The organism is Streptosporangium sp. NBC_01469 (assembly GCF_036227305.1).
Classification (GTDB): Bacteria; Actinomycetota; Actinomycetes; order Streptosporangiales; family Streptosporangiaceae; genus Streptosporangium.
Genome location: NZ_CP109465.1, coordinates 4,629,915 through 4,643,646, shown reverse-complemented (window position 1 = coordinate 4,643,646; position 13,732 = coordinate 4,629,915). Strand labels below are relative to the sequence as shown.

General features: G+C 68.4%; 14 protein-coding genes. 8 read left to right on the top strand and 6 right to left on the bottom strand.

From position 1 onward, the window contains the following. Positions 1-33: 33 nt before the first annotated feature. From OG587_RS20700 to OG587_RS20680, 5 genes are all read right to left on the bottom strand, one after another. Positions 34-2,340, bottom strand: coding sequence for an excinuclease ABC subunit UvrA (locus OG587_RS20700; protein ID WP_329092715.1), 2,307 nt, complete (start codon positions 2,338-2,340; stop codon positions 34-36). Positions 2,341-2,489: 149 nt separating this feature from the next. After that, a complete protein-coding gene (locus tag OG587_RS20695; protein ID WP_329092713.1) occupies positions 2,490-3,617 on the bottom strand; it encodes a serine hydrolase domain-containing protein in 1,128 nt (375 codons plus the stop codon). 225 nt (positions 3,618-3,842) lie between these two features. Beyond that, a complete protein-coding gene (locus OG587_RS20690) occupies positions 3,843-4,145 on the bottom strand; it encodes a hypothetical protein (protein WP_329092711.1) in 303 nt (100 codons plus the stop codon). Next, positions 4,142-5,188 carry an RNA polymerase subunit sigma-70 gene (locus tag OG587_RS20685; protein ID WP_329092710.1) on the bottom strand — a complete coding sequence of 349 codons (1,047 nt, stop codon included), beginning with the start codon at positions 5,186-5,188 and terminating at the stop codon, positions 4,142-4,144. Before OG587_RS20685 ends, OG587_RS20690 begins: the two co-directional genes overlap by 4 nt. Positions 5,189-5,400: 212 nt before the next feature. Beyond that, positions 5,401-5,862 carry an RDD family protein gene (locus OG587_RS20680; RefSeq protein ID WP_329092708.1) on the bottom strand — a complete coding sequence of 154 codons (462 nt, stop codon included), beginning with the start codon at positions 5,860-5,862 and terminating at the stop codon, positions 5,401-5,403. A gap of 123 nt (positions 5,863-5,985) precedes the next feature. Between OG587_RS20680 and OG587_RS20675 the strand changes: the two genes are divergently transcribed. Then, positions 5,986-7,008, top strand: a complete 1,023-nt coding sequence (locus tag OG587_RS20675; RefSeq protein WP_329092706.1) for a hypothetical protein — start codon at positions 5,986-5,988, stop codon at positions 7,006-7,008. 159 nt (positions 7,009-7,167) lie between these two features. After that, positions 7,168-8,592, top strand: a complete 1,425-nt coding sequence (glnA, locus tag OG587_RS20670; RefSeq protein ID WP_329092704.1) for a type I glutamate--ammonia ligase — start codon at positions 7,168-7,170, stop codon at positions 8,590-8,592. 63 nt (positions 8,593-8,655) lie between these two features. On the opposite strand, the gene OG587_RS20665 is transcribed toward glnA, so the two are convergent. Continuing rightward, entirely contained in the window at positions 8,656-8,976 is a 321-nt protein-coding gene (locus tag OG587_RS20665) for a tyrosine-type recombinase/integrase (protein WP_329092702.1), read from the bottom strand. Between the two features lie 170 nt (positions 8,977-9,146). On the opposite strand from OG587_RS20665, the gene OG587_RS47215 reads away from it, so the two are divergent. From OG587_RS47215 to OG587_RS20645, 6 genes are all read left to right on the top strand, one after another. Beyond that, complete coding sequence (locus tag OG587_RS47215) at positions 9,147-10,223, top strand: transposase domain-containing protein (protein WP_443075596.1); 1,077 nt, start codon at positions 9,147-9,149, stop codon at positions 10,221-10,223. Then, a complete protein-coding gene (locus OG587_RS20660; RefSeq protein WP_443075595.1) occupies positions 10,141-10,758 on the top strand; it encodes a hypothetical protein in 618 nt (205 codons plus the stop codon). Before OG587_RS47215 ends, OG587_RS20660 begins: the two co-directional genes overlap by 83 nt. Positions 10,759-10,839: 81 nt before the next feature. Continuing rightward, complete coding sequence (locus OG587_RS47210; RefSeq protein ID WP_443075594.1) at positions 10,840-10,998, top strand: transposase; 159 nt, start codon at positions 10,840-10,842, stop codon at positions 10,996-10,998. A 307-nt stretch (positions 10,999-11,305) separates the two neighbouring features. Continuing rightward, positions 11,306-11,476: a hypothetical protein gene (locus OG587_RS20655; protein WP_329092698.1), complete on the top strand. Its 171-nt coding sequence runs from the start codon at positions 11,306-11,308 to the stop codon at positions 11,474-11,476. A 436-nt stretch (positions 11,477-11,912) separates the two neighbouring features. Further along, positions 11,913-12,746 (top strand): ThiF family adenylyltransferase, encoded by an 834-nt coding sequence (locus tag OG587_RS20650; protein ID WP_329092696.1) that lies wholly within the window; start codon positions 11,913-11,915, stop codon positions 12,744-12,746. A gap of 3 nt (positions 12,747-12,749) precedes the next feature. Continuing rightward, positions 12,750-13,730, top strand: a complete 981-nt coding sequence (locus tag OG587_RS20645; protein WP_329092694.1) for a hypothetical protein — start codon at positions 12,750-12,752, stop codon at positions 13,728-13,730. Positions 13,731-13,732 lie beyond the last annotated feature (2 nt).

Sequence of the window (13,732 nt, the reverse complement as noted above, 5' to 3'; positions counted from 1 at the left end):
TTCACGTCGGGCGCACCCGCCAGTGAGAGCGGTTCACGCCGAGCGTGCCGACCGGTGGCGGCGCAGGTATTCGGCGGTGAGCGAGTCCTGGCAGGCCAGGAGCTCCCGAGGGGTGCCGGTGAAGACGATCTCACCGCCGTTCCTGCCGCCGTCGGGGCCCAGGTCGACGATCCAGTCGGCGTGGGCGACGACGTCGAGGTTGTGTTCGATGACCACGACCGTGTTGCCCCTGTCGACCAGGCCGTTCATCAGGGCGAGCAGGGTGTCCACGTCCGACATGTGCAGGCCGGTGGTGGGCTCGTCGAGGATGTAGACGCTGCTCGTGCGGTGCAGGTGGGTGGCGAGCTTGATGCGCTGCCGCTCGCCCCCGGACAGGGTGCTCAGCGGCTGTCCGAGGCTGAGGTAGTCGAGGCCGACCTCGGTGAGGGTGCGCAGCTTGGCGCGGAGCGCGGGCTCGTGGAAGAAGTCGGCGGCGACCTCGACCGGCATCTCCAGAACGTCGGCGATGGACGCCCCGCGTAGCTTGTGGACGAGCACCGCGTCGTTGAAGCGGCGGCCGTCGCAGGCCTCGCAGTGCGTGGTGACCGGGTCCATGTAGGCCAGCTCGGTGATGATCACGCCCTTGCCCTGGCACTCCGCGCACGCCCCGGTGGAGTTGAAGCTGAACAGCCCGGGAGCCACCCCGTTGGCCGTGGCGAACAGCTTGCGGATGGGATCCATCAGGGCCAGGTAGGTGGCCGGGGTGGAGCGGGAGGAGGCGGCGATGGCCGACTGGTCCACGAAGATCGCCTCGGGGTAGGCCCCGGCGAACACCTGCGCGATGAGCGTGCTCTTGCCCGATCCGGCCACGCCGGTGACGGCGGTCAGCACCCCGGCCGGGATGTCCACCGAGACCTTCTTGAGGTTGTGCAGGTCGGCGTCGCGGATCGGCAGCGTGCCCCGCGCCGTCCTGAAGTCCTCCTTGACCTCGCCCGTGCGGCGCAGGCCCTGCCCGGTGAGGGTGCCGGCCTCCCGCAGGCGCGCGTACGTTCCCTCGAAGACGATCTCGCCGCCGTGTGTCCCGGCCCTGGGGCCGACGTCGACGACGTGGTCGGCGATCGCGATCACGTCGGGGTCGTGCTCGACGACGATCACCGTGTTGCCCTTGTCGCGCAGCGCGCGCAGCAGGTCGTTGAGCCTGCCCACGTCGCGCGGGTGCAGGCCGGTGCTGGGCTCGTCGAAGATGTAGGTCATCCCGGTCAGGCTGCTGCCCAGGTGCCGCACCAGCTTCAGCCGCTGGCCCTCGCCGCCGGACAGCGTGGCGGCGGCCCGGTCGAGGCTGAGGTAGCCGAGCCCGATCGCGGCCAGGCGCTCCAGGGCGCCGCGCGCCGCGGCGGCGATGGAGGCGGACGCGGGCTCGTCGAGCGTGGACAGCACCTCGATGAGGTCGCTGATCTGCATCCGGGCGTAGTCGGCGATGTTGCGCCCGCCGACGCGGGTGGCCAGCGCCGCCGGATTCAGCCGGTCGCCGTCGCAGGCGGGGCAGACGCCGTCGGTGACGAACCGCTGGATGCCCTCGCGGGTCCGCTCGCTCAGGGTGCTCAGGTCGCGCTTGACACCCAGCCTGGTGAAGCGGTCGACGATGCCCTCGTAGGCGATCTGGTACGAGCCGTTCTTCATGCTCAGCTGCACGGTGCCCTCGGAGCCGTGCAGCAGCGTCCGCCACTCCTGCTCGGTGTAGTCGCACAGGGGCTTGGCGGGGTCGAGCAGCTCGTAGTTGCCGTACACCTGCCACTCGGTGCCGCCGACCTTGTAGCCCGGCAGCAGGATCGCGCCCTCGTTCAGCGACTTCGTCCGGTCCAGCATCAGGTCGACGTCGGCCTGGACGGTCCTGCCCAGCCCGTCGCACTCGGTGCACATGCCCTGCGGGTCGTTGAAGGAGTAGGTGGAGACGAGCCCGTTGCCGTGCCTGGCGAACAGGGCCCGGATCATGGGGTAGATGTCGGTCATGGTGCCGACGGTGGAGCGGGCGTTGCCGCCCACCGGCTTCTGGTCGACGATCACCGGTGTCGTCAGGTTCTCGACGACGTCCGCCTGCGGGCGCTCGTACTTGGGCAGCTGGTTGCGGATGAACCAGGTGAAGGTGGCGTTGAGCTGGCGCTGGGCCTCCACGGCCACGGTGTCGAAGACGATGGACGACTTGCCAGAGCCCGAGACCCCGGTGAAGACCGTGATCCTGTCCTTCGGGATGGTCAGGGAGACGTCCTTGAGATTGTGCTCGCGGGCCCCGACGATCCGGATGCCGTCCTGCGCGGCCTCGGCCCGCGCTCGCGGTCCGGTCTTCTCATCGGTGACGGTCACGGGGCGACTCCTCTTTCCTGCTCGCGCGGTGCGCGGGGGGCGTGAGATCCGGGCGTGCGGACTCATGGGCATGGGCGTACGTGACGGGCGGCGCCGAAGCGGGTGGCGCGTGCCGCACGGCGGATCCGCCGTGCGGCACGGGCGGCACCCTAGCGGTCGCCACCGACATTCAGGACGAGCCCGCCGAGGGCGTCGAAGGTGGTGAAATCCCCGCCGGAGACGAGGTTCTTGGTCACGGCGATCGCGATCCCGGTGGCCGTGTCTGCGTACGCGGCCGATCCGCCGCTGCCCGCCATGCCGAACAGGGTGGGGCTGTCGAGGAGCTGGGTGGCGCCGAGGGCGTACCCGAGGGATCTGGTGGTCGGGAAGGTGGTGACCTCGTCCACGCCGCTGAACTCCACCGAGGTGATCTCGCGGAGCCGTTCCGGCGAGACGAGCCTGACGCCGTCCACCTCGCCCAGCAGGGCGGCGTACATGCGGGCCACGGCGCGGGCGGACATGGTGCCGCCCGCCGGGATGTCGGAGGTCAGCACGTCGGCGCGGTTGCCGAAACCGGCGTCGGGCATCGCCGCCATCGGCGCCGCCGTGTAGCCGTCCACGACCTTGAAGAACGGGATGTCCGCGAACATCTCCGGAGACATCTCGAAATCACTCGGCGCGTCCTCCAGGCGGGCCAGCCTGCCCAGCTCGGACTCGGGGACGCCGAAGAACAGCTCATCCGCCACCCCCAGCGGTCCGGCGACCTCCTCCCGCAGGACCTGGGAGATCGGCTTGCCGGTGGCCCGGCGGACGATCTCGCCGATGATGTAGCCGAACGACTGGGGGTGGTAGCCGGTCGCGGTGCCGGACTCCCACCAGAGCCCGGCGTCGGCGATCGCCGCGCACATCTTCTCCCAGTCGCACAGGTCCTCGGGCGTGGTGGCCACCGGTACGCCGGGCACGCCCGTCGAGTGGGTCAGGGCGTGCCGTACGGTCGCGCGCTCCTTGCCGTGGGCGCCGAACTCCGGCCACAGCTCGACGATCGGCGTGTCGTAGCCGAAGACGCCCCGCTCCACGAGCACGTGCGCCACGGTCGAGGTGACGCCCTTGCCGGTCGAGGCGCTCCAGAACGGGACGTCCGGCGTGACGAGGCGCCCGGTGGCCGGGTCGGCGACGCCCGCGACGACGTCGACCACCAGCTCGCCGTGCCGGTACGCGGCGACCTGCAGGCCCCGCTCGGCGCCGGACTCCACAAGCTTGTCGGCCGCTTCCTGGACCCGCTTCTGTATATCGTTCATGTTCTTTCCCTTCGCGATGAGGCGTGTGACCTGTACGACGGCGGGACGCCGCAAAAGGAATCGGTCCGGGGTCCGGCGCCGCCGGGAAAAAGAAGAGACGTCGTGTCCCACGCCCTCCGGACGGCGCCGGGACGCTGTTCCGGCCGCCCCCGACCGGGAGAACCGGCATCGTCCGGGTCCCCGGAACGAAAGAACCGGCATCCTCCGGGTCCCCGGACCGGGAGATCAGCGCCGCGCGGGTCGCCGGGAGATCGCGAGCAGGACGGCGGGCTCCCGTCCCGGATTGTGCAGGGCGCGCACCGGCAGCCCCTCCAGCCACAGCACGTCGCCGCGCCCGAAAGCCCGGCGACCGCCGTCGGAGCAGACCAGCTCGATCCGCCCGCGCTCCAGCAGGACGATCGCCCCCCGCCACTCGGCTTCGTCGTGGACGCGCGAGCCGCCGGGCTCGACCACGACCGTCCGCACGTCGAACGACGGCCCGAACCGCCCGGGAAGCGAGGGCGCCGGGTTCCCGCCGGCGCCCGTCACAGCGTCTGGGGAAGATCGAAAGCCGGGAAGATCTCGGCGCCGAAGGTCGTGACCTGGGTCACCAGCCCGTCCTCGACGCGCAGGACACCGAGCCACGAACCGTGGTACTCGGACTCGCCGGGACGCCTGACGTACGCCGCCGCGGCGGGCTGCCGGTTGGCGCGGGTGGGCAGGACGCGCCAGTCTCCCCACGCCTCGGGGCCGACCATCGCCGGGCGCCACGCGTCGACGATCGACGGCCCTCCCAGGATCCAGATCGGCGCCGGCGGCATCGACTGCCACGCGTCCGCGCGCAGCACCCCCGCCAGGATCGCGGGATCCGCCTGCTCGACGGCGTCGATGTAGCGCTGCAGCACCGCGCGTTCCTCACCGGTCGGATCCGAGGACGGCGCCCACTCCAGCCGTCGCGCGGGCAGGTGCTCCCTCATCGTCGACCGCGCCCGCTGCAGGGTGCTCTTCACCGAGACGACGCTCACCTCCAGCAGCGCGGCGGCCTCCTGCGCCGACCAGCCGAGCACGTCGCGCAGGATCAGCACCACCCGCTGCCGGGGAGGCAGGTGCTGGATGGCGGCCATGAACGCCAGTTCGATCGTCTCCTTGGCGACCACGGCGGCGTCCGGCTCGGCACCGGCGGGCGCGGCCGGCTCCAGGAGACGGTCCGGGTAGGGGCGCAGCCAGAAGACCTCGGTCGACGACGGCGACGGCACACCGGCGGTGGCCAGTACCGGCGCCTCGCGCGGGCGCGGGCGGCGCGGGTGGCGGTCGAGGAAGTCCAGGCACGCGTTGGTCGCGATCCGGTACAGCCAGGCCCTGAACGTCGAGCGCCCCTGGAAACTCTCCCTCTTGCGCCAGGCGCGCAGGAACGTCTCCTGCACCATGTCCTCCGACTCCTCGAACGAGCCGAGCATCCGGTAGCAGTGCACCCGCAGCTCCCGCCGGTACCTCTCCGCGAGCGCGCCGAACGCCGGCTCGTCACCCGCCAGCGCGGCGGCCAGGACCTCGCCGTCCTCCAGCCGCTCCTGGCCTGTCTCGTCCTTCGTCACGACCTCGTACCTCCCGTACGGCGTCCCGCCCGGCGCGGGCGTCCACGGTATGACGGCCAGCGGCCTGAAAAGGAATCGGCGCCGGGCCGGGCACAGGGACGAGCGCGGGGTGAGCGCGGGTACGGACGAGGGTAGTGCGGGCGCGATCACGAGCGCGGGGCGACGCCGGGGAAGGGAAGAGGTGAGAGTGGGAAACCGGTTACGGGGCCGACTCAGAGACGTACGACCACGGTGTTCGCCGCGCGGTCGTGCAGGCCGCGCTGGTCGCGGTCCCAGACGAGGGCGGGCACGGCCAGGCAGAGCAGGAAGGTCCGTACCAGCACGGAGACGAACCCGGGGGCGCCGCCGCCGAGCGCGGCGACCCGAACGCCGAGCAGGCGCATCCCGAAGGTCATCCCCATGGTGCCCACCAGCAGGAGGTATTCGGCGGCGAGGACGAGGACCGGGACCCAGGGCGCCGCGGTGGCGTCGATCCGCAGGAGTCCCTGGGTGATGGCCCAGGTGCAGATCAGCCAGTCGATCAGGAGGGCGCCGATCCTGCGGCCGAACCCGGCCACCGAGCCGCTGCCCTCCCTGGGCAGCCCGAGCCGCTCCCCCGGGTAGCCGAGATCGACTCCGGCGGACCTGACGCCGCCGAGCCAGGTCTGGGTCCAACGCGGCTGCTTACTGCTCATGCCTCCAACGGTAGCCGCCCGGGACGCCGCCCCCTCATCCACCCGGACCCGCTACCGGTATCACGCGAAAGCCGTGGATCATGTGTATCCGCATCCCCTGAGAGCATCCCCCGGAGAATCCCTGTGTCTGACATCGACGACATCGACGAGCGCTTCAAAGCGCTCACGGCTCAGATCAACGAGCGGGAACGCAAGCGGATGAGCAAGGTCGCCGCACAGGAGTGGGCGCGGCATCCCCGTCTCCGGCAGCGCCGGAGGCTACGGAACACGGCGATCGCTGTGGCCGTCCTGGTGGCGGCGGCCGGGGTGTTCGTCGTCTACCGGCCGGATGTCGTCGACCGGGTCCGTACCACCGTCTCCGACCGCCTCTCGGGTCCGGCGACCGGAGAGACCACCGAGACTGCTGAGCCCGCTGAGACGGCACGCGAGGAACCGGTGGAGGTCTCCCCCTTCGTCGGCTCGCCCGCCCAGAAGTACGCCGACGGCGCCAAGGGGCTGGTCATGCCGCGGCCCAGGGCGATGGGCGGGCTGAACCGCAAAGAGGTGTCCGCTGCCCTGGGGCACGCGAGAAAACTCCTCATGGCCTCGCACCTGGACCGGAAGGTGCTGATGGGCGGCAGGCCAGAGAAACTGATCCGGCTGCTGGATCCGGAGCAACGCGCGCCGTTCGTCAAGGGACTCAAGAAACCCGACAAGAAGAAGGGGTACTACAGCCGGGAGTGGGTGACGAGCCTGGCACCGAAGAGCGCCGAACTCGTCAGCGAGACCTTCAAGGTCCACGGCAGGCCCCGGCTGTCGGCCTTCAGGGAGAACGGTCTCCGGGGCGTCCGGGTCAAGGTCAACTACCTGTTCGTGTACGCGATCCGGCGGCCAGGCCGGCCGGACACCCTGACGAGGCTCGTCGCGCACAACATCGGCACACTGGACGCGTGGAGAGAAGGCGGCCGGTTGCGTTTCTGGGTCACCCACTGGAACGGCGGGGGTGTCGCCCCGGCGCGGTGCGATATCGACGACGGATTCGTACACCCGTTCTATCCGGACTCGGCGCCCGACAGGAAGCTGACCGCCGACGGCCCGGCCGTGGACCCCTACTCACTCGACGAGGGCACGTCGGAGGGCTGCCGCGTACTGAAGTCGGATACGTGAAACTCGGGTAAAGGTAAGACCCGCCATACCCGTCCAGAGCGGACTTGAGGACTACCGTGGAGGCGACTTTCGCTTAACACGGGCGAAACAAACGAGACACGGGGCGGTAACGGCACAGGCATACTTTCGGTCTGTTAGCCCGTCCCATGGGAGGTTCGCGTGTTCAACTCCGCCGACGACGTCCTGAAGTTCATCAAGGACGAAGGGGTGCAGTTCGTTGACGTCAGGTTCACCGACCTGCCGGGGACGACGCACCATTTCACGTTCCCCTCGGAGAACTTCGGAGCCGGTGTCTTCACCGACGGCCTGATGTTCGACGGATCGTCGATCCGCGGGTTCCAGGCCATTCACGAGTCGGACATGCTGCTGCTGCCCGACCCGTCCACGGCCGTGCTCGACCCGTTCAGGCAGCACAAGACGCTCAACATCAACTTCTTCGTGCACGACCCGCTGACGGGTGAGGCCTACAGCCGCGACCCGCGCAACGTCGCCCGCAAGGCGGAGGAGTATCTCAAGGGCACCGGGATCGCCGACACGGTCTACTTCGGCCCCGAGGCCGAGTTCTACATCTTCGACGACGTGCGGTTCGAGACCAACGCCCACTCGAGCTACTACCACATCGACTCGATCGAGGGCGCCTGGAACAGCGGCAAGGCCCAGGACGGCGGCAACCTCGGTTACAAGCCGCGCTTCAAGGGCGGCTACTTCCCGGTCCCGCCGATGGACCACTTCACCGACCTGCGCTCGGAGATGGTCCGCAAGCTCATCGACGCCGGGATCGACGTCGAGATGCAGCACCACGAGGTGGGCACGGCCGGTCAGGCGGAGATCGACTTCCGGTTCAACACGCTGCTCAAGGCCGCCGACACCCTGATGCTGTACAAGTACATCGTCAAGAGCACGGCCCTGGAGCACGGCCACACGGTCACCTTCATGCCCAAGCCGATCTTCGGTGACAACGGCTCCGGCATGCACTGCCACCAGTCGCTCTGGAAGGACGGCGAGCCGCTCTTCTACGACGAGGTCGGCTACGCGGGCCTGTCCGACACCGCCCGCTACTACATCGGCGGCCTGCTCAAGCACGCCCCGTCGCTGCTGGCGTTCACCAACCCGACGGTCAACTCCTACCACCGTCTGGTGCCCGGCTACGAGGCCCCGGTCAACCTGGTCTACTCCCAGCGCAACCGCTCGGCGTGCATCCGCATCCCGATCACGGGCTCCAACCCGAAGGCCAAGCGCATCGAGTTCCGGGTCCCCGACCCCTCCTGCAACCCGTACTTCGCCTTCGCCGCCCAGCTCATGGCGGGCATCGACGGCATCCGCAACAAGATCGAGCCGGTCGAGCCGGTCGACAAGGACCTCTACGAGCTTCCCCCGGAGGAGGCCCGCAACATCCCGCAGGTCCCGGGCTCGCTCGACGCCGTGCTCGCGGCCCTGGAGGCCGACCACGAGTACCTGCTGGAGGGCGGCGTGTTCACGCCGGACCTGATCGAGACCTGGATCGCCTACAAGCGCGAGAACGAGATCGACCCGATCCGCCTGCGCCCGCACCCCCACGAGTTCGAGCTCTACTACGACGTCTGAGCAATCAAGCTTCTGACCTGGGGAAACGCTGACGGTTAACCCGCCAGGGCACATCCAGGGCACTCAGGCGTCCCGCGAAAGGCCGTCGACCGTCCCTCCGTTGAGGGCACGCTCGGCGGCCTTTCGCATGCGCTCCTCCCTCGACGGCATGAAGTGCGTGTAGGTCCGCAGCGTGAACCCGGGATCCTCGTGGCCGAGGAACCCGGCGAGGCTGCGAATGTCCCCCTCCGCCAGGAGCACGCTCGCGAAGTGATGCCGCAGGGCGTGAAAGCCCTCTTCCCCGCTCTCGATCCACCGGCGAGTCCCGATCCCGCGTGCCGGGATGACTCCCCCGGCTTCGAGGGCCGGTTTCCAGATGAACGAGTTGAAGTGGTTCCGGTTCATCGCCTGAGCTTCCCCCAAGGCCGGGTAGTTAGCGTTTCTGCAGGTCACGCAAGCCCATTGAGGGGGCCCTGACGCGGAGCAACGGAGCTCGTTGATACAGGCAGTCGACCAAGACAGCTTGCATCCGAGGAGCTCCGTTGCCGTCTCATCATGTCCCGCCGAGTCCCGTGATGGCCATCACCCGTACCGTCACTGTGGCCGCCGGGAGGTTCGCTGCCGGGCAGCTCGGTGGCCTGACTCCGTTTCTGCCCTTCGAGTTGGTGGATGCCGTTCTGGAGGAGACCCGGGCGGTCCAGCAGCGGCTGAGAGACCTGCCGTCCCGGGTCGGGGTGTACTTCCTGGTGGCGATGTGTCTCTTCCCGGAGGTCGGATACCGGCTGGTGTGGGACAAGCTGACCGCCGGCATCGGCGGCTGTCTGCCGGGCCCCAGCGCGAAGGGACTGCGTGATCTACGTCGCCGCGTGGGCTGCGCTCCGGTGAAGGCGCTGTTCGAAGTGGTGGCAGGGGTACTGGCTCCACCGCGGACGCCGGGCGTGCGCTTCGGCCCGTACCGCACGGTCTCCTTCGACGGCTGCAGCTCGATCAAGACCCCGGACAGTGAGCGTAACCGTGGCTGGCTGAGACGATGCCCGCACGGCGGCTATCCGCAGGTCGAGTTGATGACGCTGGTCGAGACCGGCACCCGCTCCGTGATCGGCGCGGTGTTCGGCCCCACCCGGGAGAGCGAAACCTCCTATGCCACCCGCCTGTTGTCCCATCTCGGTCCCGAGATGCTGCTGCTGTGGGACCGGGGCTTCGACAGCAACGACTTCCTCGCCGCCGTGCACGCCACCGGCGCCCGCGTCGTGGGCCGCATCCGACAGTGCCGTCGCCCGCCGGTCCTTGAAGACCCTCATGGATTCCTCCTACCTCTCGGTCGTCGGCGGAGTCGCCGTGCGCATCATCGAGGCCGACGTACGAGTCACCTGCGCCGACGGCAGCACCTTCAACGGCTCCTACCGTCTGGTGACCACCCTGCTGGACGCCCGGCGCTACCCCGCCGACCGTCTCGTGCACCTCTACCACGAACGCTGGGAACACGAGAGCGCCTACTACGCGCTGCGTCACACCATTCTGCGCGGCCGGGTCCTGCGCTCGTGCGACCCGGTCGGCGTCGAGCAGGAGATGTGGGCCCTGCTGCTGTGCTACCAGCTCCTGCGCCGCGCCATCACCGAGGCAGCGGAGTTCCAGCCGGGCACCGATCCTGATCGTTGCAGCTTCACGATCGCTCTCCACACCGCCCGTGACCTGCTGGTACGCGCCGAAGAAGTCTTCGAGCAGGGCCTCGGGGCGATCGGCCGGCGGGTGATGTCGGAGCTGGCCCCGCCGCGTCGGCCCCGCATCAGTACCCGGAAGGTGAAGTCACCCATCTCACGCTACGCGGAAAGGAAGATGGACGGCCGCCCCGACCAGAGCCTGACCGTGACCTCCGTGGCGGTCTCTGTCCTGCCACCCCCGCCTCCTCGTCCCGCGCTGCCGGCCGCCACGGTCCCCGACTACGCCGGCCCCGGCCAGACCAGCAACCGCACGAACCGCGTCCTTACAGCCCTACAGGCGCAACCCGAGCGGCAATGGCGGGCCAGAGAAATCGCCGAGCTTCTCGGCGACGTCACCCTGGTCGCCACCCATCGACAACTCGCCCGCTGGACCGAGAGAGGGCTGATCAAAAGGGTCCGCACCGGCCGCTACGCAGCAGTAACTCCGCCAGAGACCACCACCTTGTGTGACCTGCAGAAACGCTAACTACCCGGCCTTGGAGCTTCCCCCCGCAGGACGGACACGTTGTCTGAGTCGACCTTGTGTCGACCGGGAAGGAAGAGACCCGTGCCCGCACCTCACCCGCCTGAGTTTCGTGAGCGCGCCGTCGCGCCGGCCCGACTCGGCGACAAACCGATCATCACTCTGGCCCAAGAATTGGGAATCAGCCGCTCCTGCCTGCGAAATTGGCCGGCCCAGACCGGCATGATCCTTCAACTGCCGTAACTCCCACCTTTCAAGGTCAGCAGCAAAGTGCCCATAAGGGACTATTCATGTCATATTGAGCGTGCCTCAGATTGGGAGTTCCAACAGAATCCCCTCACTCGACAACCATCACCCGCGGTCGTTCGTCTTTACAGTGGCCAGTCCCCCCATCAAAGGGCATAAGGGTATTTAGCATGGTCCGACGCCTGCGGATGAAGATCGTTGTTGTAGTGGCGGTTCCAGCCACATCCCCCGTTGACGGTTCACGCCACCACCACTACGACGGCGCTGGTGCCACCAGCCTCATAGCGGAAGGATTCGGACTCATATGACTCCCCAGGAGGCCCGTCGACGTGCCGAAGAGATCCTTCGTCAGCAGAGCGCCGGCGCCCAGATTATCCAGCTGAACAACGACGGCTCCCTGAAGATGCACAATGCTCCGACGCCGCCCGGGCAGAAGAGTACTGTCCTGCACGACCCGCACGGTGAATACGCATGACCGCTCCCTGGGAGCGATGGGCGGACTTGAGCAACTCACCGGAGTTCCTGATGACGGAGCGGACGACCTCGTTGCGGCACCGCCACCAGCTCGAGGTGATCAAATTGACGTCCGCCTGGAACACGATTGCGATCAGCCATCTACACAGCTTGATCGTAAACATCGCCGGGGTCGTTAAGACGGCGTCCGGAAACATTAGAGATTTCCGGATCGACGTACCGAACGGGTATCCCTACCGTCCGCCCAGGGTGTACGCCATAGGCTGGAACCCTGGCGCCTTGCACACGTATCCACACAGCGAATTGTGCCTTTGGCGGCCGGAGCAGTGGACTCCCCGATACACCCTCGCCTATACCGTCGCCAAGGCCTTCACCTGGATACACAAACACGACGTGTACATGCACACGAATCGCTGGCCGGGTAGGGGGCAGACACATTGAGCCACATCGACACCTCCAGGATCGATTATCTGCTGGAGCAGCGCAACGCCGCCGACCACGTCGTAGTGATCGGCCTCGGCTCGGGAGGCTTCCCGGTGCTGCAGCACCTCGCCATGTCGGGATGGGCGAACTTCACGCTCGTCGACCCGGACATTCTTGAGGAGCGCAACCTGGTCAAGCATCCTGCGCTGCGGTCCGACCTCGGGCAGCCGAAAACCGCGATCGCCCGGCGCTGGCTGCTCGATCGCAACCCGGGAGTGCGCTGCGAGACAGTCGACGCCGATGTCCTCGCCCTTCCCGCGACACACCTGGACGAATTGATCGGCGGTGCCGCCGTCGTCGTCTCCGGCACCGACTCCAATGCGGCTCGACACTTCATCAACGACCAGTGTGTGCGTCACGCAACACCGATGACCGTCGGGCTTGTGCACCGCGGCGGCGTCGGCGGCAACGTGTTCGCCTATCGGCCGGGCGTCGGCGGCTGCTACACCTGCATGGAGACCGTCGCGGAGGGTCTTGGCCACCTGCCTTCGGACGACGAGCTCCCTGTCACCGAGGACGAGACGGAGTTGCTGTACGGGCTCGATGTTCGCAACGCCTCGGCTGCCGGCCTCTCCAGCGATATCGCGCTCATTGCCGCCCTGCACGCACGCCTGACCATCGGTGAGCTGCTCGACCGCAAGTCCGGCGGCGCGTCCACCGCCAACTGGATATCGATGCGTATTCGCGGAGATGACGGCCTGTCACTCGGAGTTCACCACCTGACATTGCCCATGATCGACGGATGCCGGTCGTGCGGGCCCATCGAAAAATCCACCGCGGAGGCTTGAGAGATGTTCTTCAAACGGCACCGTGGGGAGCGCGGCGCACCGGAACGCATCTACATCCACTCCGACGTTCTGCAGGAGTCGGCACGCCTGGTGGAGGCCAACTCGGCGATCGAGGTTGGAGGCAAGCTCTTGGGCTACCGCATCCGCCGGGGATCCGCGGCACCCGACAGCCCGTACGGCAGGGCGATCGAGGCGTTCTGGAGCCAGACAGCCGACACTGAGGCGTTTCTACTGGTCGGCAGCATCGGCTCCGGGCCGAGAGCGAAAGCGAGCGCCACCTCGCTGCACCCCGACGGCGAATTCCAGGAAAGCGTGTTCCGCCAGATCGAGCGTGCCGAGCCGGAGATCGAGCACCTCGGTACCTGGCACAGCCACCATCCGAACGGCCTTCGTGAGTTCAGCGACGGCGACGTGCGGGGATACGCCGCCACGGTCGCCGACCACCGCTACAACGAGGACGCCTTCATTTCCGGGCTGTGCTTCGAACCGGCGGGCCTGTCCACCGGGGTGTTCGACATGTACACCCGAACCGCCCCCGGCGCGCCGAAGCGGCTGGGCGGCGACAGCCTCCACGTGGTCGATGTGATTCCCTCCCTGCAACCCGCCATCGCCGAAGCCGAGGCACGCACGCTCGGCGGCCACCGGTCCGGTGCCAACGACCACGCCGGTGACGCCCACGCGGCCATCGAGGACGCGCTGCGCGCGGCCGTGGGTGGCGAGCAGGTACAGCGGATCATCGATTCCAGCGGCACCGGTTGGGTGGTCACGTGGCCGCGCGGACCCGAGCGGCAGGCGGTCGTCATGTACGCCTCCGGCCCCCCCGACTCCGCGGCGCTCTCGATAACGCTGCGGACGGGCAACGTCGACATGACACTCAACGCCTCCACCGCGTCCCGGGAGGCAGTCGACCTCAGCCGCAAAATGACCGATGCCGTGCGAACCCTCGTCCAGGTCCTGGAACGGGCCTCGCGTCAGGCGCGCTGAGG

Coding starts and splice junctions, on each gene's coding strand:
- OG587_RS20695 (WP_329092713.1), bottom strand. CDS start 3,617: ATGAACGATATACAGAAGCGGGTCCAGGAAGCGGCCGACAAGCTTGTG.
- OG587_RS20680 (WP_329092708.1), bottom strand. CDS start 5,862: ATGAGCAGTAAGCAGCCGCGTTGGACCCAGACCTGGCTCGGCGGCGTC.
- OG587_RS20665 (WP_329092702.1), bottom strand. CDS start 8,976: ATGAACCGGAACCACTTCAACTCGTTCATCTGGAAACCGGCCCTCGAA.
- OG587_RS47215 (WP_443075596.1), top strand. CDS start 9,147: ATGGCCATCACCCGTACCGTCACTGTGGCCGCCGGGAGGTTCGCTGCC.
- OG587_RS20660 (WP_443075595.1), top strand. CDS start 10,141: ATGTGGGCCCTGCTGCTGTGCTACCAGCTCCTGCGCCGCGCCATCACC.
- OG587_RS20655 (WP_329092698.1), top strand. CDS start 11,306: ATGACTCCCCAGGAGGCCCGTCGACGTGCCGAAGAGATCCTTCGTCAG.
- OG587_RS20645 (WP_329092694.1), top strand. CDS start 12,750: ATGTTCTTCAAACGGCACCGTGGGGAGCGCGGCGCACCGGAACGCATC.